Genomic DNA, 25,958 nt, shown 5'->3' on the forward strand with positions numbered 1-25,958 from the left:
GGATGACGCAAACCTCTTGATCACCGAGGTGGGGTCTGCGGGGTGGGGTCACCGAGGTGGGGTCTGCGGGGTGGGGTCACCGAGGTGGGGTCTGCGGGGTGGGGCAGGGGTCAGGCGGGTGAGGGTCTGGATGTCGGCGGTGTGGCCCAGCTGCTTCTCGCTCGGGGTCTCCACGACGATCGGGATGCCGGCGGTGGCGGGGTGGGCCATCAGTTCGGCGAAGGCGGGCTCGCCGATGGTGCCCTTGCCGATGTTCTCGTGCCGGTCCCGGGTGGAACCGCACAGATCCTTCGAGTCGTTGGCGTGGACCAGCCGCAGCCGGTCCGCGCCGACAGTGGCCACCAGGGTGTCCAGGGTCGCCGTCATGCCACCCTCGGCTGCCAGGTCGTGGCCGGCCGCCCAGGCGTGGCAGGTGTCGAAGCAGACCCCGAGCATGGGGTGTCGGTCCACCGCGTCCAGGTAGGGGCCGAGCTGCTCCACCCGGGAGGCGAGGGACCGGCCGCCGCCGGCGCTCGGCTCGACAAGCAGCATCGGCCCGCCGGCGTCGGCGGCCCAGTCGAGCAGCGGCAGCAACTCCCGGCGGACCTGTCGCATCGCCGCCTCGGCGTACCCCTCGTCCACCGAACTGCCAGCGTGGAACACCACCGCCTGGGCGCCGATCGCGACGCCCCGACGAAGGGCGTGGGCCAGGGTCTGCGCCGACTTCTCGACAGTGGCCGGGGTGGGCGAGCCGAGGTTGACAAGCAGCGAGGCGTGGATGAACGCCGGAATGCCCCGCTCGGCGCAGCCGTCGCGGAACAGGGCGTCCTGCACCGGGTCACCGCTGGGCAGCGCCCAGCCCCGCGAGTTGGAGACGTAGACCTGCACCACCTGGGCACCGGTCGCGTCGGCGTACGGCAGGGCGGCCTTGGCCAGCCCACCCGAGGTCGGAGTGTGCGCGCCCACCGGACGCGAGGTGACCGCCGGCATCAGAAGCACGTGAGGGTGACCGGGGTGCCCGGCGGCACCTGCGTATTCTCGCCCGGGATCTGGATCCGGACCACGGCGTTCGGGTTGACCGCGACCGTCACCGGGAAGCCCTGGCCCTCCAACGCCTGCTTGGCCTGCTGACACGGCAGGTCGATCACCCGGGGCACGACGACCGCCGCCGGGCCCTTGCTGACGTCCAGCTTGACCTGGGTGCCCTTCTCCACGCCGGCACCATCGGCGGGGCTCTGGCCGAGGACCTCGTCCCTGGGCTTGTCGGAGTCCTTGTAGGTCTCCACAAGCACCAGGTTGAGCTGGGCCAGGGCGGCGCGAGCGTCGTTGAGGTTCTTGCCGACCAGGTTCGGCACCGTCACCGGCGCCCTGCCCCGGCTCAGAATGAGGGTGATCTTCGCGCCCGGTTTGACCTCGTCGCCCACCTTGGGGGAGGTGTCCAGTACGACCCCGGCCGGCAGGCTGTCGTCGTAGCGGGGGGTGCCCTTCGCCACCACCAGCTTCACGTTGACCAGGTCCGCCTCGGCGAGCTCGAACTCCTTGCCGATCACGTCCGGCACGGGGAAGCGTTCCGGGCCGAGGGAGAGGGTCAGGGTGATCGCGCCACCCTTGACGATCTTGGTGGCGGACGCCGGGCTCTGCCCCAGCACGCTGTCCTTCGGGGCCTGCTCGTCGAAGCGCGGCGCACCGTACTTCAGTGTGAGCCCGGCGCGGTCGGCCTGCGCCTGCGCCTCGGCCTTGCTCAGGCTCACCAGTTGCGGGGCGTCCGTGTAGCGGCCGACGCCGAACCACCAACCCCCGATCGCGGCCACCAGGCCCAGCGTCACCACCACGGCCGCGACGGCCAGCCGGCCGCGCGGGCTCGCCAGCAGCGTGCTGCGCAGCGCCGCGAGCCGGGACCCCAGGCCCTCCGCGGGGTCCGGGGCGGCCCGACGTCGACCCGGCCCCTGGCTGCTGGCCCCCTCGGGCAGCCGCGCCCAGGACGGGCGGTTGGAGGGGCGGACCGTGGCGACCACCATTGTCGGCTGGGAGAGTGGCTCGCCGCTCACCGGGCGAAGCACTGCGGTGTGGCTGTTGGCGTCACCCAGGCGATCCCGGGCGACCTGCACCTCGGCCAGCAGCGCGCCGGCGTCGGCGGGCCGCGCGCCGGGGTCGCGCCGGGTCGCCCGTTGCACCAGTTCGTCGAGGACCGGCGGCAGGCCGGGCACCAGCGTCGAGGGCGCTGGCACGTCCCGGTCGACGTGCTGCCAGGCGACGTCCACTGGACGGTCCCCGTCGTACGGCACCCGGCCGGCGAGCATCTCGAACAGCACGATGCCGGCCGAGTAGACGTCGGTGCGGGGGTCGGCGCGGCCCTCGGTGACCAGCTCCGGGGCGACGTACGCCACGGTGGCCATCAGCTGGTTGCCCTGTTCCTCGTCGGCGCTCGCCTCGACCGCCCGGGCCAGCCCGAAGTCGGCCACCTTGACGACGCTGTCGACCAGATTGGCGACACCGCCGGTGGGTGCCTCGGCGACCAGCACGTTCTCCGGCTTGACGTCGCGGTGCACCAGGCCGGACCGGTGCGCGGCGGCGATCGCGGCGAGCATCTGCTCGGCGATGGCCAGCGCCTCGTCCGGGTTGAGCCGGCGTCGCTCGGCCAGCACGTCGCGCAGCGTACGGCCGCGCACGTACTCCATCACCAGGTACGGCAGACCGGCGTGCGTGCCCTGGTCGTAGACCGCCACCACGTTCGGGTGGGTCAGCCGGGCGATGGTCTTCGCCTCGTCGGTGAACCGAGCCACGAAGTTGGCGATCCGGGCCCGGGCCTCGGGAGCCTGGGTCGGATGGATGATCTTGACAGCGACGGTGCGCTCAAGGCGTTCGTCGGTGGCGGTGTACACGGTCGCCATGCCACCACGGGCCACGCGACCGCGAATGCGGTAGCGCCCGTCGATCAGCGAGCCCAGCAACGTGTCGGCGACCTGAGTGTCCATCGGCAGGGAGTCTATGTGTCCAGGGGGTGAAGGTTGAACAGGATGCTACAGCCGGACGCCGAACGAGTCCGTCCCGCTGCGCTCACCGCCGCCTCATCCGCAGGTCATTGGCGCTCGGGAGAGCGGACTCCGCTCGGTCGTCCGGGGTGCCGGTGGCCCGTCGCGACGGTGGCGTGGCAGGGTGGTCGGGTGACCGAACCCGTACCCGACCAGGCCGTGCCCAGCCTGGAGCTCGCCGGACCCGCCGATCCGGCCGGCTGGCTGACCCTGCCCGACGTCGCCGAGCGCCTCGACGTGTCGATCAGCAAGGTGCACCAGATGATCCGTGACCGGGAGTTGCTGACCGTCCGCCGCGACGGCATCCGCCGCATCCCGGCGGACCTGGTCGCCAACCAGACAGTGCTCAAGCACCTGCCCGGCGTGCTCAACCTGCTCACCGACAACGGCTACGACGACGAGGCCGCCCTGCGCTGGCTGTACGAGCCGGACGACACCCTCCCCGGTGGCACCCCGGCCACAGCCCTCTCCGGCGACCAGGCCCGCGAGGTGAAACGCCGAGCCCAGGCCCTGGGCTTCTGACCTCCGGCCCACCCCGTTGATCGTGAAGTTGGGGCCGCGACCCGCCGTCGCGGACCCCGCCACCTTCATGATCAACGGGGGAGGGTGAGGGTCAGTCGGCTCGGCGGGTTGCGGCGATGGCCAGGTCCACCAGGGCCTGGCGGGCCTCGGTGTCGAGATCGACAGCGGCCAGCGCCGCCAGCGCGGCGTCGGTGAGCGTGACGATCCGCTGCTCGGTGCGGGCCAACGCCCCGCTCGCGGAGATCAGCTCGCGGAGCCGAGCCACACCCCGCTCGTCCAGCCCAGGGTCGCCGAGTTGGTTGAGCAGCAGCTCACGGCCGGCGTCGTCGGTGCTTTCCATGGCCGCCGCCACCAGGTAGGTGCGCTTGCCCTCGCGCAGGTCGTCCCCGGCCGGCTTGCCGGTCAGCGCCGGGTCACCGAAGACACCCAGCACGTCGTCACGCAGTTGGAACGCCTCACCCAGCGGCAGCCCGTACGCCGAGTAGGCCGCCCGGACGTCGGACGTCGCGTCGGCCAGCGCGGCGCCCAGCAGCAGCGGACGCTCGACGGTGTACTTCGCCGACTTGTACCGGGCGACCTTGCTGGCCCGTTCCACCGAGGTGTCGCCGGTGACCTGCGTCAGCACGTCGAGGTACTGCCCGACGGTGACCTCGGTGCGCATCTCGTCGAAGACCGGTCGGGCCCGCGCCAACGACCACAGGTCCAGCCCCGCGGAGTGCAGCAGCTCGTCGGACCAGACCAGGCACAGGTCGCCGAGCAGGATGGCGGCGGCGTCGCCGAAACCGTCCGGGTCACCGCCCCAGCCGGCCTCCCGGTGCCGTGCGGCGAACCGCCGGTGCACCGCGGGCTCGCCGCGTCGGGTGTCGGAGCGGTCCATCAGGTCGTCATGGATCAGTGCGCTGGCCTGGACGAACTCCAGCGCGGCCAGGGCGGTGAGCACCTGGTCGCCGTCGAGCCCGCCCGCGCCCCGGAACCCCCAGTACGCGAATGCCGGGCGGAGCCGCTTGCCACCGCCGAGCACGAAAGCCTCGATCGCCTCGGCCACCGGCGCCAGGGCGTCATCCACGGCGGCGAGCCGAACCCGTTGGCCGGTCAGGAAGTCGCTGAGGGCTTTGTCGACCCGCTGCCGTAGGCCAGCACGGTCGACGGGAGAGACGGGGGCAGCGTGGGTCACGCACCGACGCTAGCGGGTTGCCGCGGTCCGCGCCCTACCGCCACGCGTAGTCCCGTCGGCGCGGCCGGGACCGGTGCGCCCCGCCGGTCGCGTGCCGGCCGCCGCCGTGCGGCCCGGTCCGGGGGCTCGCGTCGAGCCGGCCCGGCGGGTGGCCGCGGCGGCCTCGGCGAGCGTCACCAGCGGCACGTCCAGGACGACGGCGAGCCAGCCGAGCCAGAACCCGCCGGGAACACGACGCTGTCGTTCCCACCGGGACACCTCGTGCCGGCTCACCGTCGGCACCCCGGCGGCGGCGCACAACTCGGCGGCGGCGCGCTGCTGGCTCCAGCCACGGGCCAGCCGGCACCGGGCCAGCAGCGGACCGAGCTGCGCCGGGCGCGGCGATCGGGGCGGGGTCATGGGTCCTCCTGGCGGGCGTCGGCGCGGTGCCGACCCGCCCGCCCAGAACCCGGACCGGACCGGCGTCACCGCGTGTTGCTGACCCCCGCGCGGGACCCGGGCGCCGCCCCCGCCGCCCCTCCCACGCCACCCATTTCTACCTCCGGGGTACGACGCCCTTCCGCCCGTCGGACCCGGCGGGCGGTGCGGTAGGTGACCGCGCTGTGGAAAGCGCCTGGGCCGTTGTGGCGTCGCCCGCTAGAGTCGGGTCGTGGCGCTCGGTCTTCCCTCGGTACTCCCCAACCCGCAACCGGCGATCGGGGAGCTCATTCGTGAGCGCCAACCGACCTTCTCGTTCGAGTTCTTTCCGCCCAAGACGGACGCGGGCGAGACGCTGCTCTGGCAGGCCATCCGCGAGCTGGAGTCGCTGCGCCCGTCGTTCGTGTCGATCACCTACGGTGCGGGCGGTTCGACCCGGGACACCACAGTGGCGGTGACCGAACGGATCGCCACCGACACCACCCTGCTGCCGATGGCCCACCTGACCGCTGTCAACCACTCCGTCGCCGAGCTGCGGCACGTGATCGGCCGGCTCGCCGGGGTGGGGGTGCGCAACGTGCTGGCGGTGCGCGGTGACCCGCCGGGCAACCCGGGCGGGGAGTGGATCCGCCACGCCGAGGGCGTGGACTACGCCGAGGACCTGGTCCGCCTGGTCCGCGACGCCGGTGACTTCAGCGTGGGCGTGGCGGCCTTCCCGTACAAGCACCCCCGCTCACCCGACGTGGCCAGCGACACCGCGCACTTCGTCCGCAAGTGCCGGGCCGGCGCCGAGTTCGCGATCACGCAGATGTTCTTCGACGCCGACGACTACCTGCGGCTGCGGGACCGGGTGGCCGCCGCCGGCTGCGACACCCCGATCCTGGCCGGGGTGATGCCGGTGACCCAGATCGGCACCATCGAGCGGTCCGTGCAGCTGTCCGGTGCGCCCTTCCCACCGGCGCTGGCGGCCCGCTTCGAGCGGGTCGCCGACGACCCGGAGGCCGTCCGCAGGCTCGGTGTCGAGCAGGCCAGCGAGATGAGCCGCCGACTGCTGGACGAGGGTGTGCCGGGCATCCACTTCATCACCCTCAACCGGTCCACCGCGACCCGCGAGGTCTGGCAGAACCTGAAGGCCGGCGCGCGGGTGTGAATGCCCAGCCCGCGATACCTGATGCCCGGCACGACGGTTGATCCGTGGTGGGCACACAGCTGAACTGGGACCAGTACGCCACGGCATGGGCACGGTTGCACGGCGGGTTCGACCCGCGGGTCGCGGCGCCGGTGGTACGCGCCTGGCTGCGGTTCGCGTACCACGTCGGGTACGTGCTGGGGCGGCTGCGGGTCAGCCCCACCGCGGTCACCGTGGCCGGGGTGCTGCTCTGTTTCTGCGTACCGTTGCTGGTGACCCGGCCGGGAGACGGGCCGTTCCTCGGCGCGTTGTTCGTGCTGCTCGCCGCCGTGGCGGACAGCGTGGACGGTGCGGTGGCGGTCGCCACCGGCCGCACCACGCGGCTCGGCTACGTCTACGACTCGGTCGCCGACCGGCTCGGTGAGGTGGCCTGGTTGCTGGCGTTCTGGCTGGTCGGCGCGCCGGGCGCGCTTGTCGTCGCGGGCGGCGCGCTGTCCTGGCTGCACGAGTACGTGCGGGCTCGGGCGGTCGCCGCCGGCATGCGCGACATCGGCGCGGTCACCGTCGGGGAACGCCCCACCCGGGTCTCGGTGGCGCTGGCGGGCCTGGTGGTCGCCGGGCTGGCCGGGCTGATCGAGGCGGACCTGGCCGCCGGCACCATCACCATGGCGACCGCGGTGTGGGTGCTGCTGGCCGGCTTCGGCCTCGGGCAACTGCTCTCCAGCATCCGGCGCGCCCTGCTCGACATCGGCTGAGCGGCCGGGCCCTACCAGGCGGGGCCGATCTCGTCGGCGACGATCTGCGCGGAGAGGGTCACCATCGGCAACCCGCCGCCCGGGTGGGTGGAGCCGCCCACCAGCCACAACCCGTTCGCCGGGCCCCGATTGGCGGGGCGGAGCAACCCGCCGGCGGTGCCGTAGATCGAGCCACCCGGCGCGCCGGTCGCCGCGCCCAGGTCGGCGGGGGTGCGGATCTCGCGGAACAGCAGCCGGTCGCGCACGTCCACGCCGCGCCGCGCCAGCACCTCCAGGATCCGGTCGGCGTACGCGTCGGCCAGCCCCGGGCGTCGCCAGTCGACAGCGCCCGCCGCGCTGCCGTGGCGGGGTGCGTTGACCAGCACGAACCACGCCTCGTGTCCGGCCGGACGGACCATCGGGTCGTCGGCCACTGTGACGAACACCGTCGGGTCGACCGCCGGCCGGGCCCGTACGCCACGCCCGGGGTTTCCGAAGACCGCGTCGAACTCCGCGTCGTAGTCGTGCGGGAAGAAGACGTTGTGGTGGGCCAGCCCGGTGCTGCCGGAGACACCGAGCAGCAGCACGAAACCGGCGAGACTGCGGTCGGTCAGCCCGGCCAGCCGACGCGGGTGCGGCAGCAGGTCACGGTAGACGGTCAGCGCGTCCACGTTGGCCACCACCACGTCGGCGGGCACCGGCGCGGTGACGCCGGCGAGGCGTACCCCGTGCACCCGGCCACCGGTGGCGTCGATCCGGGTGACAGTGGCGTCGGTCTGCACCACCACGCCGAGATCGAGGCAGCGGGTGAGCAGCGCGTCGGCGAGTGTGCCCAGCCCACCGCGCAGGTACCAGCCGCCGAAGGTCAACTCGGCGTACGGGACCGCGACCAGCGCCGCCGGCGCCCGACGCGGGTCGGCGCCGGTGTAGGTGGCGTACCGGTCCAGCAGCATCCGCAGCCGCGGGTCGGACAGGTGCCCGCGGCCCAACCCGCGCAGGGTGCGACCCGGGGCGATGGCGGCCAGGTCGCCGAGCCGCCAGGCCAGCGACGCGAGATCGCGGGGGGAATCGACGGTACGGCGCAGAATGTCGCGCTCGGAGGCCCGCCACACCCGTTCGGCGCGGCGCCACAGCCGCTGCCAGTCGGCCGCCGCCCGGTCGCCGAGGGCGGCCCCGATCCGGGTGGTGAACTCCACCGGGTCGGCGCACGAGTCCAGGGTCGGCCCGCCGCCGGGGAAGACGTGCCGGACGATCGGGTCCAGCCCGACCAGGTCCAGGTATTCGTCGAGCTTCGCCCCGGTCGCCTCGAACAGGTCGTGGAAGACCTGGGGCAGGGTGAGCAGGCTCGGCCCGGTGTCGAAGTGGAACGAACCGGCCGGGGTGTCGTGCGCGTACCGACCGAGCTTGCCACCGACCGTGTCGGCGGCCTCGAAGACGGTCACCTGGTGCCCGGTGGCGGCCAGCCGGGCGGCGGTGGCGAGGCCACCCACCCCGGCGCCGACGACCACGATCCGCGCCATGCCGCGCCCTCCTAGCTGACCGGGCGGCCCCGCCAGGTCAGGCGGCGTCGCTTTCGCAGATGGTACGACCGCAGAGTCAACCAACCGAGGACCACGACCGACACGGGGTGTGCGAGCGCGTCGGGCCACCACCGGCCTCCGGTCGCGCGGGCGGTGAGCGCCCGTCCGGCCACCCCGAGCAGGTAGCCGGCCAGGCCCACGGCGGCCACCCCCGGCGCGCCGGCCGCCACACCCGCCAGCGCGACCAGCGGCGGGGCGGTGTACAGCAGCAGCAGCGCCGCCACCACGACCGCCGCCGCGCCCGGGTGCCCGAACGACGCCCAGAGTGACTTCGAGTACCCGTCGCGCAGCTGCGGCCAGTCGTCGTACATCCGGCAGGTGGCCAGCCGGGAGCCGTCGGCCAGGGCGATCCGCCCACCGGCCCGCTTGACCGCCCGGGCCAACTCGACGTCCTCCAGGATCTTGTCGGCGACCGCGGCGTGCCCGCCGGCGGCGGTGTAGCCGGCCCGGTCCAGCACCAGGAACTGGCCGCCCGCCGCGGCCAGCGACGGCCGCGGCGAGCGTTCCATCGCACGCAGCGGCAGGAACGTCAACCAGAGCCACTGCAGCAGCGGCTGCACCAGCCGGTCGGCCGCCGTCGCCACCACGATCCGGGGGTACGGCGACAGCAGCGTCACGCGGGCGGCGCGCAACTCGGTGACGGCCGCCGCGACCGCGTGCGGGGCGAGCACCACGTCGGCGTCGACGAAGACCAGCGCGGTGGCGTCCGAGTCGGCCCGGGTGGCCAACTGCCAACAGGCGTGCGGCTTGCCCAGCCAGCCCGGCGGCGGGGCGACCCCGGTGAGCAGCGTGACCCGGGGGTCGTCGCCGGCCACCGCGCGGACCACGTCGGCGGTGCCGTCGGTGGACCCGTCGTCGAGAACCACGACGCGCAGCCCCGGCACACCGCGTTGGGCGAGCAGGGCGCGCAGGCAGGGCGTGACCCGGGTGGCCTCGTCGCGCAGCGGCAGCAGCACGGCGACCGGCTCGTCGACCTCGTCGGGTCGGTCCGTGGGCCGGCGCAGCCATCCGGCGGCGTTGAGCCAGGTGTGCCCGGTCAGCGCGGCGACGGCGATCAGCAGGGCGAGCAGGACGGTCATCGGGTCGCGTCGACGCCGGGGCGGTGCGGCTGGTGGTCCTCCCGGCGGGTGTCACGGCCCCGGCGGGCACGCAGCAGGGTCACCGCCAGCGGGACGGCGGTCACCGACATGCCGGCGGCCCCCCAGAGCGCCGACGCGGGCAGGTCGAGGAAGACCGCGTGGGCCAGGATGCTGGAGAAGTACGTCCACAGGTAGAGCCCGACCATCGGGTCGTCCCGCCGGTCGGTGTGCTCGGCGGCCGGCCCGGCCAGCGGACGCAGGGCGCTCATCATCAGCACCGCGAAGAGCAGCCAGCCCAGGTAGTTGCTGACCGGAACGCCGGCCAGGCCGGGCAACGCCGGGGTGGCGTCCCGCCACAGCCAGTACCCCTCGGCCACCATCTGCGGGTCGAGGAAGAGGTCCCAGGCGGCCAGCCCCACCGTGGCCAGCGCGATCCTCCCCACCCAGCGGCCGGCGCTCGCCCCACCGCCGGCCGGTGTGCCGCCGCCGGTCAGCCGGACCGCCGCCAGCCAGGCCGGCCAGGCCATCCAGGTCCAGGCCAGCGGAATGATCAGCGGCACTCCGGCCAGCTTGGGACCCAGCTCGCCGGAGTAGTCGTAGCTGCCGAACGGCACACCGGTGGCCACCCCGATCGCCTCGATCGCGAACCCACCGCCGGTGGCCACCGCTACCAGCGCCGTCGCGACCCGTGGACCCCGGCTGAGCAGCGCGTGGCCCACCGAGAGCAGCCACCCGAGCACGACGGTGGCCACGGTGAGCCCGGCCCTGGTGGCGCCGGTGGTGAGCGGGTAGCAGATCTGGGCGAGCACCAGGACGGCGAGCAGTGTCCAGGAGATCCGCCGGGTCATGACGCCGGTGGCTCGAGCGGCAGATCCCGACCGAGTACGCCGAACGGTCGCTCGTCGCCGGGGAAGTGGAAGTCGCGCAGCACGTCGACGAAGCCGAAGCGCCGGTACAACCGCCAGGCCCGCGAGGTCTGCTCGTCGGCCTCCGGGGTGGACAACAGCGTGGTGTCGCCCTCGGCCATGCCGAGCAGCGCGCGCAGTTGGCCGGTGCCCAGGCCGTGTCCCTGGGCCGGTGGCCGGACGTGCAGCTCGACCACCTCGAAGCAGTGGGTGAGCCAGCGCTGGCGGGTCGGGGCGTCCAGTGCCCGGTGCACCTGGTCGTGCCACCACTGACCGGAGGCGCCCAGGTAGCCGTAGCCGAAGCCGGCGAGGTGCCCCTCGCTGGTCAGGCTGGCGACCGCCCGGAAACCCGGCCGGCGGACGTGGGTGGCGATGTAGCCGCGTCGGGCCTCCAGCAGGTCGGTGCGGTATCCCATCGCCTCGCCGTAGACGGCCACCACGTCGTCCAGCCGCCGGACGAGATCGTCCGGCGTCCAGCGCACCAACCTCATGCCCGTCCACCCTTCACCGTTTCGGGGCCACCGTCGGCGACCCACCCGAGCACCGTCCGGTCGCCGACCACGTCGCGCACCTCGAACCGGGCGAACAGCTCCTCGGCGTACCAGCCCGCGGTGGGGGTTCGCATGATCGCCGCCCGGTGCTCCGGGTGACGGTACGCGAACGCCACCAGGTCTGTCGGGTCGCGCCACACGCTCACCGTGCCCTGCCAACCCAGCGGTGCCTCCCCGACCCCGAACCGGGCCAGCAACCCGGGCGCGTCGCGCAGGGCGGCGGCCACCGGCGGGATCGCCCGCCAGAAGGTGGCCGCCCGGCGGACCCGCAACCGGGCCCGGGTCAGCGCCAGCACCGGGCCGGTGACCCGGCCGCCTGCGGGCTCGCCGAACGGTCGTTGGCCGGACCACTCGCCCCGGCTGGTCAGCGGACGCAGGTCGACCCGGGCCTGGGCGCGGGCGATGCGGGCCCAGGCGCGGCCGACCGGCGAGTCGTCGAAGCCGGCCGCCGCGGCGGGAGAGTCCCAGACGGTCAGCGCCGCCCACCGGGTCAGGTCGGCGTCGCCGGGCCCGAAGCCGGTGCCGGTCCCGGTGCCCAGCAGCTTGCCGAACCGGACGCCCGGGAGGGTCCGCAGCCGGCGCGGGTCCACCGCCATCCGGGTCAGCGCCCGGGGCAGCGCGCCGGGGGAGGTCCGCCAGACGTGCAGGGTGACCAGCTCCGGCGCCGTGCTCACGCCACCGCTTCGCGGCGCGGGCGCCGCGCTGCTGTCCCTGCTGGTCGGCTCGCTCACGCCACCTCGGCCGGGGTGCCGGCGGTGACCCGCAGCAGTTCGGCGTAGGTGGTCGGGAAGACCGCCTGCGGTACGCCGCCCGCGGCCCAGATCTCGGGGTACGTCGCGAGCGCCGTGTCCACCAGGGTGCGCAGCGGGTGCGGGTGCCCGAGCGGGGCGACCCCGCCGATCGGCTGCCCGGTGTGCGCCTGGACGAACTTCGGGGTGGCCCGGCGCAGTCGGGTGACCCCGATCGACGCGGCCAGGCCGGCGGTGTCCACCCGGTGCGCGCCGGAGGTGAGCACGAGTAGCGGCGCGTCGTCCGCGTCGAAGATCAACGAGTTGGCGATCTGGCCGACCTCGACGCCGAGCGCCTCGGCGGCGGCTGCCGCGGTGGGCACCGCGTCGGGCAGCAGGCGGATCGTGCTGGGCTCACCGGCGCCGTCGAGCGCGCCGGCGGCGGTGAGCGCGTCCTGCACCGCCCGTACGTTCGGGTGTGGCTGCATCCTGCCATTCTTCCCGGCCCGCTGGCGCTCGGTTCAGCCGGCCACGCGGTTTCCGCCGCGTGGAGCGCATCCTCCGGTGCGCGGCCGGCGCGTCACACGTTGCATTTTCGTCGGGGGGGAGGTGTACTGTCAGCAGCAGTTAGAACGAGTGTTCGATTGTCTCGAACGCCCGTTCCAACCAGCCGGAGTGCGGCGTTTCGCGGCGCCAACTCCGGGCGGTGCGGCTCCGCGGGCCGCACCTGGGTTTCCGGGCAGTCGCGAGCCTGGTCCCGACAGGCAGGAGCGTCGCCCGCCGCCCACGACCCCCGGGCAGCGGGCGACGCACCCGCCGGTACGCCGGCCGGGTGTGGTGTGGGGAAGCGTCCACACCCGGCCGGCCACACCCGGTGCGTCTTCCTCCGCACCACCCGACCTCGGCGTCTCGCCGGCGGCACCAACGCGCCGAGGCGACGCCCGGCCACGTGGAGGAGACACACCCATGCCGACCAACCCGGCTCAGGCACCGACGGTGCCGGCGCACGTGCTGCCGCACCGCACCCCCGCCCAACTCCTCACGTTGGCTCGGCGCGGGCTGGTCGAGGCCGGCCAGACCCGACCTGACGGCCTGCGCTACGCGGCTGCCCACCTGGCGGCGCTGCGGGCGGCGGCTGCCCTGCTCGCCGCCCGGGCCCGGCCCGCGCCGAGTCGGCGCAACCGGATCACCAGCGTCTGGGTCCTCCTCTGCGCCGTCGCTCCGGAGCTCGACGAGTGGTCCCGATTCTTCGCCGCCGGAGCCAGCAAGCGCGCTGCCGCCGAGGCCGGCATCCCCCGGGTGGTCAGCGCCCGGGAGGCCGACGACCTGCTCCGCGCCGCCGAACAGTTCGTCACGGTGGTGGAGACCGCGCTGGGCGTGGCCCACCAACCGGCCCTGGACGGCCTCGCCGCATGATCCCGCCGTGCCACCGACCGCCCCGCGGGGGGAGCCGGGCGGCCGGTGGCACGGCGTGCCGGTCCTGAATGTGATCCACAGCAATGACGGGGGGTTGGTCCAATGGCGGGCCGCATGGTGGTCGGTTCCGCCGCACTGGCCGATCTGGTGCGCCCGGCGAGCGCACCCGACCCGGTCGGTGGCCATCGGGTGCTGCCGGTGGCACCCGAGCTGACCGGTCTGCTGCCCAACCGAGGCCTGCGCCGGGGGAGCACCATCGCGGTTGCCGCCGGCCAGCCCCAGCGCAGCGGCGGCACCTCGCTGATGCTGGCCCTGCTCGCTGAGGCGTCCCGGGCCGGCTCGTGGTGCGCCGTGGTCGGTGTGCCGACGTTCGGCGCGGGTGCGGCGGCTGAGCTGGGCATCGCCCTGGACCGGTTGGCCCTGGTGCCGAATCCCGGCCCCGAGTGGGCCACCGTGGTCGCCGCGCTGATCGACGGGGTGGACGTCGTGGTCACCACAGTGCCGGCCACGGTCTCCGCCTCGGTCGCCACCCGGTTGGCCGCCCGGGCCCGACAGCGCGGCAGCGTGCTCGTCCCGTATGGCCGGTGGGACGGCGCGGACGTGACACTGCGGGTGGTCCGTGGAGTGTGGGAAGGGCTCGGGCAGGGCCGGGGGCGGCTGCGCCGCCGGGAGGTCACCGTCTCGGCGCGCGGGCGCGGGGCGGCCGCCCGACCCAAGGAGATCAAGGTCTGGCTCCCGGGTGACGAGCTGACCCGGGTCATTCCTCGCACGGTGCCGTCGATCGTGGGTCGACCGGCCGCGCCGCTTGCCCTGGTCGGCCGGGGGTGACCGGTTCTCCGGCACGCACTCTGTTGTTGTGGTGCCCAGACTGGCCGGTGCTCGCCGCCGAGATCGTCGACGGGGTGCCGGCGACCGGCCCGGTTGCCGTGCTGCACGCCAACCGCGTGGTCGCCTGCTCCGAGCGGGCCCGCGCCGAGGGGGTACGCCGAGGTCTGCGTAAGCGGGAGGCGCAGGGTCGTTGCCCGCAACTCACCGTCGTGGAGTACGACCCAGGCCGGGACGCCCGGGCGTTCGAGCCGGTGGTCGCCGCGGTGGAGGAGTTGGTCGCCGGCGTGGAGGTGGTCCGTCCGGGCGCCTGCGCGGTGGCCGCCCGGGGACCGGGCCGTTACCTCGGCGGCGAGGAGACGGCCGCCGAGCGGATCATCGAGCATGTCGCCCAGTCGTGCCTGGTGGAGAGTCAGGTCGGCATCGCCGACGGGGTGTTCGCGGCCGGGTTGGCCGCCCGCGCCGGCCGGGTGGTGGCACCGGGCGGGACACCGGAGTTCCTGGCCGGGTTGCCGGTCGAGGCGCTCGGCCGGTCGGCGCTGGCCGACCTGCTGCGCCGGCTGGGGGTGCGGACCCTCGGCGACTTCGCCGCGTTGCCGGCCGGCGACGTGTTGGCCCGGTTCGGGTTCGACGGAGCGTTGGCCCACCGGCTCGCGGCCGGGCGCGACCACCGCCCGCTCGCGGTCCGGCAGCCACCGGCCGACCTGACGGTGACAGCGGGGTACGACGAACCGATCGACCGGGTCGACGCGGCGGCGTTCGCGGCCCGCGCGCTGGCCGAGCAGTTGCACGAGGGGCTGGCCGGGCACGGGTTGGCCTGCACCCGGCTCGGCATCGAGGCGGTCACCGAGCACGGTCAGGAGCTGCACCGGGTGTGGCGGCACGACGGCCTGCTCACCGCCGCGGCCATCGCCGACCGGGTGCGTTGGCAGCTCGACGGCTGGCTCTCCGGCAGCAACGGCCGTACCGGCGCCCGACCGGCCCGGCCGACGGCCGGCATCATCCGGTTGCGGCTGGTCCCGGACGGGGTGATCGCCCAGGCCGGTCTACAGGCCGGCCTGTGGGGGGAGGCCGGCGAGGAGCGGGAACGGGCACACCGGGCGTTGAGCCGCGTGCAGGGCATCCTCGGCCCGGAGGCGGTGGTCACCGCGGTGCTCGGCGGTGGTCGTTCCCCGGCCGACCAGGTGCGACTGGTGCCGTGGGGCGACGAACGCCTCCCCGCCCGCCCCGGAGTTCCGCCGTGGCCAGGTCGGCTGCCGGCGCCCGCGCCGGCGGTGGTGCTGCCCAGCCCGCTCGCCGCGACAGTGCACGACGCCGTCGGCGAGGCGGTGGCGATCAGCGCGCGGCTGGCGGTGAGCGCTCCGCCCACCCGGCTGGTGGTCGGCACCGGCCAGCCGGCGGAGATCGTCGGCTGGGCCGGCCCGTGGCCGGTGGACGAGCGGTGGTGGTCCCCGGCGGAGGCTCGGCGGCGGGCACGGTTCCAGGTCTGCCTGGCCGATGGCACCGCCCTGCTGCTCGCCGTGGAGGCCGGGCAGTGGTTGGTGGAGGCGATCTATGACTGAGCCGGTGCTCCCCAGGCCGGAGGTCCTCTCGCCGGCGCATCCGGCCGTCGGGATCCGGCCACCCGTGCGGGCGGCCCGATGAGCTTTCACAACCCGAAGATGCCCTGGTCGGAACTGGAGCGGGTGCTCTCCGGTCGGGCCAGTGGCGGCTCCGGCCGGTCGGGCGGCGGGCGGTCGCGCGAGGAGCGGCACCTGCACGTGGTGGACCCGCTCGCCGTGGACGCCGACGGGGGCGACTCCCCGGCCTGGAGCCGTCGGCGCGAGCAGTACCAGCCACCGGAGCTGACCCGCCCGGACGGGGTGGTGCCCTACGCGGAGCTGCACGCGCACACCAACTTCAGCTTCCTCGACGGTGCCAGTCACCCGGAGGAGTTGGCCGAGGAGGCGGCCCGGCTGGGGCTCACCGCGCTCGCCGTCACCGACCACGACGGCTTCTACGGGGTGGTCCGGTTCGCCGAGGCGGCTCGCACGCTGGGCCTGCCGACCATCTTCGGCGCGGAGCTGTCCCTCGGACTGCCCGGCCCGCAGAACGGTGAACCCGACCCGCACGGCGCGCACCTGCTGGTCCTCGCGCACGGCCACGAGGGGTACGCCCGGCTGGCCACCACCATCGCCCGCGCCCAGCTACGCGGCGGGGAGAAGGGCCGCCCGGTCTACGGGGACCTGGAGGAGGTCGCCGCCGAGCTGCGCGACCACGTGCTGGTGTTGACCGGCTGCCGCAAGGGGCACGTGCCGGGGGCGCTGCTCACCGAGGGGGTGGACGCGGCGGCCCGCGAGTTGGACCGGCTGACCGCGCTCTTCGGTGCGGAGACGGTCGCGGTGGAGCTGACCGACCACGGTCATCCCGTCGACGCCGACCGCAACGACGCGCTCGCCGAGCTGGCCGCCACGGCCGGGCTGCCGACGGTGGCCAGCAACAACGTGCACTACGCCAGCCCCGGCCGGCGTCGGCTGGCCACCACCGTCGCCGCCGTCCGGGCCCGCCGCAGCCTGGACGAGATCGACGGCTGGCTGCCCGCCGCGGCCACCGCCCACCTGCGCAGCGGCGCGGAGATGGCGGCCCGGTTCGCCGCGTACCCGGGTGCGGTGGCTCGGGCTGCCGAGTTCGGCGCCGAGTTGGCCTTCGACCTCCAGCTCGTCGCGCCGCAGCTGCCGGCGTACCCGGTGCCGCCGGGGCACACCGAGATGAGCTGGCTGCGCAAGCTGACCGCCGACGGTGCGCACGAGCGCTACGGGCCGCCGCAGGCGCACCCGGCGGCGTACGCGCAGCTCGACCACGAGCTCAACATGATCGAGGAGCTGGGCTTCCCCGGCTACTTCCTGGTGGTCTACGACATCGTCACGTTCTGCCGTGACAAGGACATCTACTGCCAGGGTCGGGGGTCGGCGGCCAATTCGGCGGTCTGCTACGCGCTGCGCATCACCAACGTGGACGCCGTCCGGCACCGGCTGCTCTTCGAGCGGTTCCTCGCCCCGGAGCGGGACGGCCCACCGGACATCGACGTGGACATCGAGTCCGACCGCCGGGAGGAGGTGATCCAGCACGTCTACACCCGTTACGGCCGGGAACACGCCGCCCAGGTCGCCAACGTCATCTCCTACCGGCCCCGATCGGCGGTGCGGGACGTGGCCAAGGCGTTCGGCTTCTCACCCGGGCAGCAGGACGCCTGGAGCAAGCAGATCGACAGGTGGGGCTCGGTCGCCACTGTCGACGTCGAGAACATCCCCGAGCAGGTGGTGGAGTACGCCAACGAGTTGCAGACGTTCCCCCGGCACCTGGGCATCCACTCCGGCGGCATGGTGATCTGCGACCGGCCGGTGATCGAGGTCTGCCCGGTGGAGTGGGGGCGGATGCCCGGGCGCAGCGTGCTCCAGTGGGACAAGGACGACTGCGCCGCGGTCGGCCTGGTCAAGTTCGACCTGCTCGGCCTCGGCATGCTCTCCGCCCTGCACTACGGCTACGACATGATCGGCGAGAGCCTCGACCTGGGTGACATGACCCTGGACGACCCGGAGGTCTACGACATGCTCTGCCGGGCCGACTCGGTCGGGGTGTTCCAGGTGGAGAGTCGCGCCCAGATGGCCACCCTGCCCCGACTCAAGCCCCGCGAGTTCTACGACCTGGTGGTCGAGGTGGCGCTGATCCGACCCGGCCCGATCCAGGGCGGCTCGGTGCACCCGTTCATCCGGCGCAAGAACGGCCAGGAGCCGGTGACCTTCGCCCACCCGTTGATGCGCAACGCGCTGGAGAAGACCCTGGGTGTGCCGCTGTTCCAGGAGCAGTTGATGCAGCTCGCCATCGACCTGGCCGGCTTCGACGCGGCCGAGGCCGACCAGCTGCGCCGGGCGATGGGCGCGAAACGCTCGGTCGAGCGGATGACCCGCATAGCCGACCGGCTCTACGCCGGGATGGCCGAGCGGGGCATCACCGGCGAGCTGGCCGACGACGTCTACCGCAAGCTCACCGCGTTCGCCAGCTACGGCTTCCCGGAGAGCCACGCGATGAGCTTCGCCTACCTGGTCTACGCCAGCTCCTGGCTCAAGCGCTACCACCCGGCGCCGTTCCTGGCGGCGCTGCTCAACGCCCAGCCGATGGGCTTCTACTCCCCGCAGACCCTTGTCGACGACGCCCGCCGGCACGGGGTGGAGGTCCGCCGCCCGGACATCAACGCCAGCGGGGCTCTGGCGGTGCTGGAGTCCACAGCGGACACCCGGTGGGGCAGCGGGCCGGGGGAGCCGCCGCACGCCTGGGGGCTGGGCGGCCCGGCCGTCCGGCTCGGCCTGTCCAGCGTACGGACCCTCGGCGCCGACGTGGCGGAGCGGATCGCGGCCGACCGGGACGCCGGTGGGCCGTACCGGGACATGCCGGATCTGGCCCGGCGGGTCGGTCCCACCGCCGCACAGCTGGAGGCGCTGGCCACCGCGGACGCCTTCGCCTGTTTCGGGCTGACCCGGCGCGAGGCGCTCTGGGCTGCCGGCGCGGCGGCCCAGGACCGGCCGGGCCGGCTGCCCGGCACGGTGACCGGCGCGGCGGCGCCCACGTTGCCCGGGATGGAGGCGGTGGACCGGCTGGTCGCCGACGTGTGGGCCACCGGGCTGTCCCCGGAGAGCCATCCGGCCCGGTTCATCCGGGGTCAGCTCGACGTGCTCGGCGCGGTGCCGATCGCCCGGCTGGGCCGGGTGGAGCCGGGGCAACGGATCCGGGTCGGCGGCATCGTCACCCACCGGCAACGTCCGGCGACCGCGGGCGGGGTCACCTTCCTCAACCTGGAGGACGAGACGGGAATGCTCAACGTCACCTGCTCGCCGGGGCTGTGGCAGCGCTACCGGCGGGTGGCCCGGACCAGCGCCGCGCTGGTGGTGCGGGGGCGGTTGCAGCGGCACGAGGGGGTGACCAACCTGGTCGCCGACCGACTGGACGCCATCGAGCCACCGGTCAGCCCCGCCTCCCGCGACTTCCGTTGATTCAGTGATCCACATTACGGTTTCCTGAGCCGTCGAGCGGGAGACTCGTCCCGAGCGGGCAGAGTGGCCCGCGATCCGTAAGGGGGAACGACAGTGACGGGTAATCACGCGTACACCGGTGGGATCGCCAACGCCCGGCGGACCCGACTGGGCACCGGCTGGGTGCCGTCGCACCTCGCCGACCCCCGCGAGTACGAGGTGACAAACGGTCCGGTGGCCAACGAGCGCCGGTCCCGGGCGGAGGACGAGGCCGAGGGCACCGAGGCCTGACCGGCCGTAAGGGCTGACTGGACCGGGTGACTAGGCTCGTCCGGGTGGAGCAGACCCGAGGCCGGTTCGCCGGGCCGCCGCTGACACCCCGTACCGCCGTGATCTGGTCGGTGCTCCGCGCCGAGCTGGACCGGCGCGGCGACGCCGAGCTGACAGTGCTCGACGTGGGCGGCGGCACTGGCGGTTTCGCCGTCCCGCTGGCCCGCGCCGGGCACCGCGTCACAGTTGTCGACGCCAGCCCCGACGCGCTGGCGGCGCTCACCCGTCGGGCCGCCGAGGCCGGGGTGGCCGACCGGATCGCCGCCGTGCAGGGCGACGGCGACGCCCTCGCCGGGCTGGTCGAGCCGGCCGGCGTCGACCTGGTGCTCTGCCACGCCGTGCTGGAGGTGGTCGACGACCCGACGCCGGTGGTGTCCGCGCTGGCCACCGCGCTGCGTCCCGGCGGCGCGGCCAGTGTCCTGGTGGCCGGCCGGGCCGCCGCCGTGCTGGGCCGGGCGATGAACGGGCACCTGGACGTGGCGACCGCCCTGGCCGCCGATCCGACCGGCGCCGCCGGGCCGCGCGACACGCTGCGCCGGCGCTACGACGCCCCCGGCGCCGCCGCGCTGCTCGCCGCCGCCGGGCTGGTGGTCGAGGAGATCCACGGGGTACGTGTGCTGGCCGACCTGCTGCCGGCCGTGGTCGCCGACGGGCAGTCCGCCGCGGTGGTCGAGCTGGAACGCGCGTTGGCCGCCCAACCGCCGTATCGGGACCTGGCCGCCCAGCTGCACCTGTTCGCCCGCCGACCGGCATGATCCCCGCTCCGGACGGCCCGCCGACGCCGCTGGCGGTCCTCGGGCCGGACCACGGCGGCGGCCGTCTCGCCGAGGTGCTGCCCAGCGCGCTCGCCGTGCTGGGCGTACCCGGCTCGGCCGACCCGCTCGGGCTGGCCCCCATGCTGGCCGGGGTGCGCCGGATCGCCGTGCTGCTTGTCGACGGGCTCGGCTGGTACCAGGTGCCGACCGCCGCCCCGTACGCGCCGACGCTCGCCGGGCTCGCCGCGACGGTGGGCCGTCCGCTCATCGCCGGTTTCCCGTCCACCACCCCGACCAGCCTGGTGTCGCTGGGCACCGGCGTGCCGCCCGGCGCGCACGGGGTGCTCGGCTTCACCGTGCGGGTGCCCGGAACGGACCGGGTGCTCACCCACACCGACTGGGCCGGAGATCCGTCGCCGCTGAGCTGGCAGCCGGTGACCACCCAGTTGGAGCGCGCCCGTGCCGCCGGTGTGACGACGACAGTGGTGAGTCGGCCGGAGTTCGGTGGCAGCGGGTTGACAGTGGCCGCCAACCGGGGTGGCGACTTCCGGGGCGCCGCTGGCGGGGAGGCGGTGGCCGCCGCCATGCTGGCCGCGCTGGCCGCCGGCCCCGGGCCGACGCTGGTCTCCGGCTACCACGCCGACCTGGACCGGCACGGCCATGTCAGCGGCCTCGACTCGGCGCCCTGGCGGGTCGCCGCCGCCGAGGTGGACGCGCTGGTCGCCCGGCTGGTCGACGGGCTCCCGCCGGACGCGGCGCTGCTGGTGACCGCCGACCACGGCCAGCTCGACATTCCCGCCGCGCACCGCTTCGACCTGGACACCGACCCCCGTCTGCGCGACGGGATCCGGGTGGTCGCCGGTGAGGCCCGGGTGCGGTACCTGCACGTCGCGCCGGGCGCGCTCGACGACGTGGTGGCCGCCTGGTCGACAGTGCTCGGCGACGCCGCGCGGGTACGCACCCGCGACGAGGTGGTGGCCACCGGCTGGTTCGGGCCGGTGTCCGAGCAACACCTGGCTCGGATCGGCGACGTGGTGGTGACCTGCAACGACACCTACGCGGTAATGGCCAGCCGCACCGAGCGGCCGATGGCGTCGAAGCTGGTGGCGTACCACGGGTCGGACACCGCCGCCGAGCTGACCGTGCCGCTGCTTGTCGTGCGCGGCTGACCGGGGCACGGTCCGGCCCGCCGCCGGCTGGTGGTGTCGTACCTCCGGGTTAACCTGCCAGGATGGGCCGCAGTCAGTCGTTGCCCCGGGGCAGGGATCCGCGCTTCGGGCCGGATGCCGACGACTCGGGCAGCCCGATCCTGCACGTCGACATGGACGCCTTCTTCGCCGCCGTCGAGGTGCGCCGCCGGCCGGAGCTGCGCGGCCGGCCGGTCATCGTCGGCGGGGTGGGGCCGCGCGGGGTGGTCAGCTCGGCCAGCTACGAGGCCCGCCGTTACGGCGTACGCAGCGCGATGCCGACCAGTCAGGCTCGGGCGCGCTGCCCGCACGCGGTCTACCTGCCACCGGAATTCACCGCCTACACGGCTGCCTCCCGGGCGGTGATGCAGATCTTCCGGGACGTCACCCCGCTGGTCGAGCCGCTCTCCCTCGACGAGGCGTTCCTCGACGTGAGCGGTGCCCGCCGACTCTTCGGCTCCCCGGCCACCATCGCCCGGCTGATCCGCCGACGGGTCGCCGAGGAGCAGGCGCTGACCTGTTCGGTCGGGGTGGCGCCGAGCAAGTTCGTGGCCAAGCTCGGTTCCACCCGGGCCAAGCCGGACGGCCTGCTGGTGGTGCCCTCGGGGCAGGTGCTCGACTTCCTGCACCCGCTGCCGGTGGACGCGCTCTGGGGGGTGGGGGAGCGGGCCGCCGAGTCGCTGCGCAGGCTCGGCCTGGCCACCGTCGGCGACCTCGCCGAGGCCCCGCTGGGCATGCTCCGCAAGGCGGTCGGCGCGGCGTCGGCGGCCCACCTGCATGAGCTGGCCTGGGGACGGGACCCGCGCCGGGTCAGCCCCGAGCACGTCGACAAGTCGATCGGCGCCGAGGTGACCTTCGACGTCGACGTGGCCGACCCGCTGGAGATCCGCCGCGCGTTGCTCGCGCTCAGCGCCAAGGTCGGCGTCCGGTTGCGCGGCTCCGGGCAGGTCGGGCGCACCGTCGCACTCAAGGTGCGGATGGCCGACTTCCGGACCGTCAGCCGTTCCCGCACCCTCGACGTGCCCACCGACACCGCCCGCGAGATGTTCGACACGGTCTGGGCGCTCTACACCGCACTGGACCCGGGCGAGCGGATCCGGCTCGTCGGTGTCCGGGTGGAGGGGCTCGCCCCGGCGCGGGGCGCGCCGCGGCAGCTCACCCTCGGCGCGCCCGAGCGCGGTTGGCGGGAGGCGGAAGCTGTCGCCGACGCCGCCGCTGCCCGATTCGGGCGGTCCGTCATAGGTCCGGCCAGTCTGATGGGCGACCGTGACGCTCACCGAAAGGAAAATCCACCCCACCCGTAGGTCGTCCCGCTTTCCGACGCGCGACCCCCCTCGTAGACTTGCGGGTAAGCAGCCGGTTGGCTGCCACGGTCTGTCGGCCCGAGTGGGCCCGACCAACGTGACCGGGGAGGAGTGCCGTGCCGCTCTCGGAGCACGAGCAGCGGCTGTTCGAGCAGATCGAGCGGTCGCTTGCCGAGGACCCCAAATTCGCCTCGGCCGTGCGCGCCAGCGATCCGCGCTTCCATGCGCGGCGTCGCCTGCTCGTCGCCGCCGGCGTCATCATCGCTGGCTTGGCTCTACTGGTCTACGGGGCGGTGATCAAGACTCCACCGCTGGCGGTGGCGGGATTTGTCGTCATGCTGGCCTCGGCCGCGTACGCGGTGCAGTCGCACCGGCGAGCGCAGTCACCCGACCTGCACGTGGTGGGCGGCACGACAAGTCGTCGCCGTCCCCGCGGTGGCCGGTCCGGCCGCAAGTCGTCACTCCTGGACCGCATGGAGGACAGGTGGCGGCAGCGCCCGGAGGGGCACCGCTGAGTCGGTCCCGCCGCTGAGGCGGGCCGAACGCCGCGACGAGCGGGTCGCCGGGCACCGGCCCCGGCGACCTCCGTCGTATCCGCGCGCCCTTTTCCCACTGCGTAACCTCGCACCGCTGCCCGCAGGACTTGATCAAGCGTCGAACCCGCAGAACTTTGATCAAGTGATGAGAAGTAGGGCGTGCGAGCCTCCCGGACCTACTTCTCATCACCTGATCAAGGGATGTGCCGGGGCGGCGGGCGGGGCGGCGGTTGGTGGACCGCCACCCCGGCCCTGGAACCGGGCTTCGGTCAGCTGAACAGGTCAGCGGGCCGCTCGGTCCGCCAACAGCCGTCGAGGGTTCCAGCGCAGCAGCCGATACCGGGCTCGCCCGGTCAGCGCCACCATCCGGCCGGACGTGTCCGCCATGGTGGTCCGCCAGCGCAGCAGCACCGACGGCGGCAACACGGCGGCGACCAGGCGGGTGCGTCGGTCGGCCCGCGCCACGAGCGCCCCACGGACCGCGCGTAGCGCCGGCAGCAACCGCTCACCGGTCAGCGGGTCCCGTGCGTAACGGGCTCGCTCCTCCGCCTGGCCGAGCAGCCGCGCCGACCCGGTCACGGCGGTGTCGTCGCCGAGGGTGTCGCGGACCAGCCGGTCCGCGGTCGCCCGGGGCGTCTCGGTCAGGTCGACCGGAACCCGGAAGTCCACCATCGTGTCGAGCAGCTCCGCCCAGGCGGCGTGTGCGTCCGCGCGGGCCCGGTCGGCGTCCACGCTGACCACCACCACCGGCGCTCCCGGCTCGACACCGACGCCGACGGCCGTTGGGACGGTCGCCGTGGCGCTCGCCGGCCGACCACCCCGGCGGCGGCGCAGCGCCAGCCGGCGCAGCGCGGGGATGGCGAGCAGTGCCAGCAGGGCCAGCAGGCCCGCCGTCCACCACGGCCAGACCGGTGGCTGCTCGGCCGGGGTGGTGCCGCCCAGGGACAACCCGTCGTCGATGTCCCGGTCGGCGTTGTCCGGCCCGGCCGGCCCGGCCGACGCGTCGGGGCCCGTCGGGGTGTCCGTGACGCCGGAGCCCGGGGTGGTCGGTTCCGGCGCGTCAGTGTCCGGTGCCCAGGCCGATCGGGTGGACCCCGGCACCCCGTACGTCGGGGTGGCGTCGAACGGCACCCAGCCGACCCCGTTGAAGAAGACCTCGGTCCAGGCGTGCAGGTTGAGGTTGGTCAGGGTGAAGGTGTCACCGTCGCGCTTGCTGCCGTTGGTGAACCCGAACGCCACCCGGGCCGGGATGCCCGCCGAGCGGACCAGCCAGGCCATCGCGGCGGCGTACTGCTGGCAGTAGCCGACCTTGTTGGTCAGGAAGTTGACGATGTCCTGCCCGCTGCTGCCGCTCTCGGTGCTCAGCCGGTAGCGGAACCCGTTGTCCGCCGAGAAGTGCTGGTAGATCGCCAACACCCGGTCATAGTCGGTGCGCTTGTTCTGGACCAGTCCCTTGACCAGCTCCTCCACCTCGGGCACCAGCCCAGGGGTGGCGGTCGACTGTCGTTGTACGGGGTGTTCGGCCGGCAGCGGTTGGGTGGCCCGCAGCGTCGCCGGCGTGTACGTCGAGCGGACGTAGTCGAAGGAGTACTTCCGGCCCCGGGAGTTTTCCCGGTTGGAGAAGACGACCTGCTGGTTGGAGTCGTAGAGCCAGTTGCTGCTGAGGTCGTCGGTGCGCACCGGCTCGGCGTACACCGGCATCAGCGCCATGCTCAGGCTCTTGGTGACCTCGACGGTGGCCCGGTAGGTGGTCTGCTGCACGCCGGGGCGGGCCCGCTCGGCCGGGTCGGGCAGGTCCCGGTTGGCCGGCCCGCCGCTCGGGTTGCGCGCCTGGAATCCGTTCGGGCGCAGCTCGTCGGCGACCGCGTAGCGCAGGTAGAACGGGTCGCGCTCGGATGTGGTGACCTTGACCAGGTCGGCCACCTGAGACTGGTTGAGCTGACCGGCGAGCGAGGCGAACAGGTCGATCCGACCCGACGTGCCGCCCGGACCGGACCCGTTGCCGGTGCCGTTGCCCGGACCTCGGCTGAGGGAGTCGAGGAGCCCGCCGCTCATGCCGGGCACCGCCAACGGCAGCGCCACCGCCAGCACCACCCCGACCACCGCGAGCCGACGACCGGCCGACGCCAGCGGCGAGGCCTCCCACACGTCGACGTCGCGGCCGTCGCCGGTGAACCGGCGCCCGAACCTGCGTACCCGGTCGACGTTGTCGGTGACCAGCAGCCAGAGGTAACCGGCGGCGCCCACCACGAACGGCGTCGCGGGGACGCTGTCCACGTAGACGGCGACCGGCACCGAGTAGATGGCGAGCATCGGCAGCCCCGCCAGCGCGGGCCGGCGCAGCCCCACCGCCAGGAAATCCACGAGTACGGCGACCGAGCCGACGCCGAGTACGGCGATGAACAGCAGCGGGTCGGTGTCCGGGACCTCGACTCCGTACGAGCGCATGTCCTGCATGGAGCCGCTGAGCAGGTCGGCGAAGTGCGCGAACGTGCTCGGCCTGGGCAGGATGGCGAGCAGTTCCTGGTTGCTGGGGAACAACCAGGTCAGGGCGAGGACCAGACCGGCCAGCATGCCCAGCACCTGACCCCACAGTGGTGCCCGGACGAGCCTGGTCAGCGCGGCCGCCCCGGCCACCACGGCGACCGCGATGATCGACTCGACAAGCCACGTCCAGCTCTGGAAGATGGCCGCCAGCGGCGCGGCGGCCAGCAGTGTGGCCGTGGCCGCCACCAGGCCGATGTTCCGACTGGCGATCATGAGGGGACC

At 74.2% G+C, this 25,958-nt stretch carries 23 protein-coding genes; 12 read left to right on the forward strand and 11 right to left on the reverse strand.

From position 1 onward, the window contains the following. Positions 1 to 48: 48 nt before the first annotated feature. Both ABZU25_RS23910 and pknB read right to left on the reverse strand, forming a co-directional pair. On the reverse strand, positions 49 to 969 hold the full coding sequence (locus ABZU25_RS23910; protein WP_355031590.1) for a deoxyribonuclease IV: 921 nt from the start codon (positions 967 to 969) through the stop codon (positions 49 to 51). Next, positions 969 to 2,954, reverse strand: coding sequence for a Stk1 family PASTA domain-containing Ser/Thr kinase (pknB, locus tag ABZU25_RS23915; RefSeq protein WP_355031591.1), 1,986 nt, complete (start codon positions 2,952 to 2,954; stop codon positions 969 to 971). The genes ABZU25_RS23910 and pknB overlap by 1 nt, the downstream gene beginning before the upstream one ends. A 189-nt stretch (positions 2,955 to 3,143) precedes the next feature. On the opposite strand from pknB, the gene ABZU25_RS23920 reads away from it, so the two are divergent. Further along, complete coding sequence (locus ABZU25_RS23920; RefSeq protein ID WP_355031592.1) at positions 3,144 to 3,533, forward strand: Rv2175c family DNA-binding protein; 390 nt, start codon at positions 3,144 to 3,146, stop codon at positions 3,531 to 3,533. A 91-nt stretch (positions 3,534 to 3,624) separates the two neighbouring features. Here ABZU25_RS23920 and ABZU25_RS23925 read toward each other — a convergent pair whose 3' ends face one another. Beyond that, positions 3,625 to 4,707, reverse strand: a complete 1,083-nt coding sequence (locus ABZU25_RS23925) for a polyprenyl synthetase family protein (RefSeq protein ID WP_355031593.1) — start codon at positions 4,705 to 4,707, stop codon at positions 3,625 to 3,627. A gap of 9 nt (positions 4,708 to 4,716) precedes the next feature. Continuing rightward, on the reverse strand, positions 4,717 to 5,106 hold the full coding sequence (locus tag ABZU25_RS23930) for a helix-turn-helix domain-containing protein (protein WP_355031594.1): 390 nt from the start codon (positions 5,104 to 5,106) through the stop codon (positions 4,717 to 4,719). Positions 5,107 to 5,356: 250 nt separating this feature from the next. On the opposite strand from ABZU25_RS23930, the gene metF reads away from it, so the two are divergent. Further along, positions 5,357 to 6,274 carry a methylenetetrahydrofolate reductase [NAD(P)H] gene (metF, locus tag ABZU25_RS23935; RefSeq protein WP_355031595.1) on the forward strand — a complete coding sequence of 306 codons (918 nt, stop codon included), beginning with the start codon at positions 5,357 to 5,359 and terminating at the stop codon, positions 6,272 to 6,274. A 44-nt stretch (positions 6,275 to 6,318) separates the two neighbouring features. Beyond that, a complete protein-coding gene (locus ABZU25_RS23940) occupies positions 6,319 to 7,008 on the forward strand; it encodes a CDP-alcohol phosphatidyltransferase family protein (protein WP_355031596.1) in 690 nt (229 codons plus the stop codon). 11 nt (positions 7,009 to 7,019) lie between these two features. Here ABZU25_RS23940 and crtI read toward each other — a convergent pair whose 3' ends face one another. From crtI to ABZU25_RS23970, 6 genes are read right to left on the reverse strand one after another with little or no spacing between them, the layout of a single operon-like run. Further along, positions 7,020 to 8,507, reverse strand: a complete 1,488-nt coding sequence (gene crtI / locus ABZU25_RS23945; protein ID WP_355031597.1) for a phytoene desaturase family protein — start codon at positions 8,505 to 8,507, stop codon at positions 7,020 to 7,022. Between the two features lie 11 nt (positions 8,508 to 8,518). Then, on the reverse strand, positions 8,519 to 9,646 hold the full coding sequence (locus ABZU25_RS23950; RefSeq protein ID WP_355031598.1) for a glycosyltransferase family 2 protein: 1,128 nt from the start codon (positions 9,644 to 9,646) through the stop codon (positions 8,519 to 8,521). Beyond that, complete coding sequence (locus ABZU25_RS23955; RefSeq protein WP_355031599.1) at positions 9,643 to 10,494, reverse strand: carotenoid biosynthesis protein; 852 nt, start codon at positions 10,492 to 10,494, stop codon at positions 9,643 to 9,645. Before ABZU25_RS23955 ends, ABZU25_RS23950 begins: the two co-directional genes overlap by 4 nt. Then, positions 10,491 to 11,042, reverse strand: a complete 552-nt coding sequence (locus ABZU25_RS23960; RefSeq protein WP_355031600.1) for a GNAT family N-acetyltransferase — start codon at positions 11,040 to 11,042, stop codon at positions 10,491 to 10,493. The genes ABZU25_RS23955 and ABZU25_RS23960 overlap by 4 nt, the downstream gene beginning before the upstream one ends. After that, positions 11,039 to 11,776, reverse strand: coding sequence for a monooxygenase (locus tag ABZU25_RS23965; protein ID WP_355031601.1), 738 nt, complete (start codon positions 11,774 to 11,776; stop codon positions 11,039 to 11,041). The genes ABZU25_RS23960 and ABZU25_RS23965 overlap by 4 nt, the downstream gene beginning before the upstream one ends. A 53-nt stretch (positions 11,777 to 11,829) precedes the next feature. Continuing rightward, positions 11,830 to 12,318 carry a YbaK/EbsC family protein gene (locus ABZU25_RS23970; RefSeq protein ID WP_355031602.1) on the reverse strand — a complete coding sequence of 163 codons (489 nt, stop codon included), beginning with the start codon at positions 12,316 to 12,318 and terminating at the stop codon, positions 11,830 to 11,832. A 478-nt stretch (positions 12,319 to 12,796) separates the two neighbouring features. Here ABZU25_RS23970 and ABZU25_RS23975 point away from each other — a divergent pair, with 478 nt between their 5' ends. The 9 genes from ABZU25_RS23975 (at position 12,797) to ABZU25_RS24015 (ending at position 23,168) form a co-directional block, all read left to right on the forward strand. Continuing rightward, positions 12,797 to 13,246, forward strand: coding sequence for an SAV_6107 family HEPN domain-containing protein (locus ABZU25_RS23975; protein WP_007463070.1), 450 nt, complete (start codon positions 12,797 to 12,799; stop codon positions 13,244 to 13,246). A gap of 102 nt (positions 13,247 to 13,348) precedes the next feature. Beyond that, positions 13,349 to 14,074: a hypothetical protein gene (locus ABZU25_RS23980; protein WP_355031603.1), complete on the forward strand. Its 726-nt coding sequence runs from the start codon at positions 13,349 to 13,351 to the stop codon at positions 14,072 to 14,074. Then, positions 14,071 to 15,633, forward strand: coding sequence for a DNA polymerase Y family protein (locus tag ABZU25_RS23985; RefSeq protein ID WP_355031604.1), 1,563 nt, complete (start codon positions 14,071 to 14,073; stop codon positions 15,631 to 15,633). Before ABZU25_RS23980 ends, ABZU25_RS23985 begins: the two co-directional genes overlap by 4 nt. Positions 15,634 to 15,711: 78 nt before the next feature. After that, complete coding sequence (locus ABZU25_RS23990; protein WP_355031605.1) at positions 15,712 to 19,098, forward strand: error-prone DNA polymerase; 3,387 nt, start codon at positions 15,712 to 15,714, stop codon at positions 19,096 to 19,098. Between the two features lie 93 nt (positions 19,099 to 19,191). Further along, on the forward strand, positions 19,192 to 19,368 hold the full coding sequence (locus ABZU25_RS23995) for a hypothetical protein (RefSeq protein ID WP_167492956.1): 177 nt from the start codon (positions 19,192 to 19,194) through the stop codon (positions 19,366 to 19,368). A 26-nt stretch (positions 19,369 to 19,394) separates the two neighbouring features. After that, positions 19,395 to 20,162, forward strand: coding sequence for a methyltransferase domain-containing protein (locus ABZU25_RS24000; RefSeq protein ID WP_355031606.1), 768 nt, complete (start codon positions 19,395 to 19,397; stop codon positions 20,160 to 20,162). Further along, positions 20,159 to 21,331 (forward strand): nucleotide pyrophosphatase/phosphodiesterase family protein, encoded by a 1,173-nt coding sequence (locus ABZU25_RS24005; protein ID WP_355031607.1) that lies wholly within the window; start codon positions 20,159 to 20,161, stop codon positions 21,329 to 21,331. Before ABZU25_RS24000 ends, ABZU25_RS24005 begins: the two co-directional genes overlap by 4 nt. A 62-nt stretch (positions 21,332 to 21,393) precedes the next feature. Beyond that, positions 21,394 to 22,653, forward strand: coding sequence for a DNA polymerase IV (locus tag ABZU25_RS24010; protein WP_355031608.1), 1,260 nt, complete (start codon positions 21,394 to 21,396; stop codon positions 22,651 to 22,653). 116 nt (positions 22,654 to 22,769) lie between these two features. Further along, positions 22,770 to 23,168 (forward strand): DUF3040 domain-containing protein, encoded by a 399-nt coding sequence (locus ABZU25_RS24015; RefSeq protein WP_355031609.1) that lies wholly within the window; start codon positions 22,770 to 22,772, stop codon positions 23,166 to 23,168. A gap of 303 nt (positions 23,169 to 23,471) precedes the next feature. Here ABZU25_RS24015 and ABZU25_RS24020 read toward each other — a convergent pair whose 3' ends face one another. Continuing rightward, the gene (locus ABZU25_RS24020; protein ID WP_355031610.1) at positions 23,472 to 25,949 is read right to left on the reverse strand and encodes a DUF3488 and transglutaminase-like domain-containing protein; all 2,478 of its coding nucleotides are present in this window, start codon (positions 25,947 to 25,949) and stop codon (positions 23,472 to 23,474) included. Between the last annotated feature and the right edge of the window lie 9 nt (positions 25,950 to 25,958).

Source organism: Micromonospora sp. NPDC005215 (assembly GCF_040607915.1).
Classification (GTDB): domain Bacteria; phylum Actinomycetota; class Actinomycetes; order Mycobacteriales; family Micromonosporaceae; genus Micromonospora.

Excerpts from the sequence above, each read along its gene's own strand:
- ABZU25_RS23910 (WP_355031590.1), bottom strand. The coding sequence starts at position 969 with ATGCCGGCGGTCACCTCGCGTCCGGTGGGCGCGCACACTCCGACCTCG.
- pknB (WP_355031591.1), bottom strand. The coding sequence starts at position 2,954 with ATGGACACTCAGGTCGCCGACACGTTGCTGGGCTCGCTGATCGACGGG.
- ABZU25_RS23930 (WP_355031594.1), bottom strand. The coding sequence starts at position 5,106 with ATGACCCCGCCCCGATCGCCGCGCCCGGCGCAGCTCGGTCCGCTGCTG.
- crtI (WP_355031597.1), bottom strand. The coding sequence starts at position 8,507 with ATGGCGCGGATCGTGGTCGTCGGCGCCGGGGTGGGTGGCCTCGCCACC.
- ABZU25_RS23950 (WP_355031598.1), bottom strand. The coding sequence starts at position 9,646 with ATGACCGTCCTGCTCGCCCTGCTGATCGCCGTCGCCGCGCTGACCGGG.
- ABZU25_RS23955 (WP_355031599.1), bottom strand. The coding sequence starts at position 10,494 with ATGACCCGGCGGATCTCCTGGACACTGCTCGCCGTCCTGGTGCTCGCC.
- ABZU25_RS23960 (WP_355031600.1), bottom strand. The coding sequence starts at position 11,042 with ATGAGGTTGGTGCGCTGGACGCCGGACGATCTCGTCCGGCGGCTGGAC.
- ABZU25_RS23970 (WP_355031602.1), bottom strand. The coding sequence starts at position 12,318 with ATGCAGCCACACCCGAACGTACGGGCGGTGCAGGACGCGCTCACCGCC.
- ABZU25_RS23975 (WP_007463070.1), top strand. The coding sequence starts at position 12,797 with ATGCCGACCAACCCGGCTCAGGCACCGACGGTGCCGGCGCACGTGCTG.
- ABZU25_RS23980 (WP_355031603.1), top strand. The coding sequence starts at position 13,349 with ATGGCGGGCCGCATGGTGGTCGGTTCCGCCGCACTGGCCGATCTGGTG.
- ABZU25_RS23990 (WP_355031605.1), top strand. The coding sequence starts at position 15,712 with ATGAGCTTTCACAACCCGAAGATGCCCTGGTCGGAACTGGAGCGGGTG.
- ABZU25_RS24005 (WP_355031607.1), top strand. The coding sequence starts at position 20,159 with ATGATCCCCGCTCCGGACGGCCCGCCGACGCCGCTGGCGGTCCTCGGG.
- ABZU25_RS24010 (WP_355031608.1), top strand. The coding sequence starts at position 21,394 with ATGGGCCGCAGTCAGTCGTTGCCCCGGGGCAGGGATCCGCGCTTCGGG.
- ABZU25_RS24020 (WP_355031610.1), bottom strand. The coding sequence starts at position 25,949 with ATGATCGCCAGTCGGAACATCGGCCTGGTGGCGGCCACGGCCACACTG.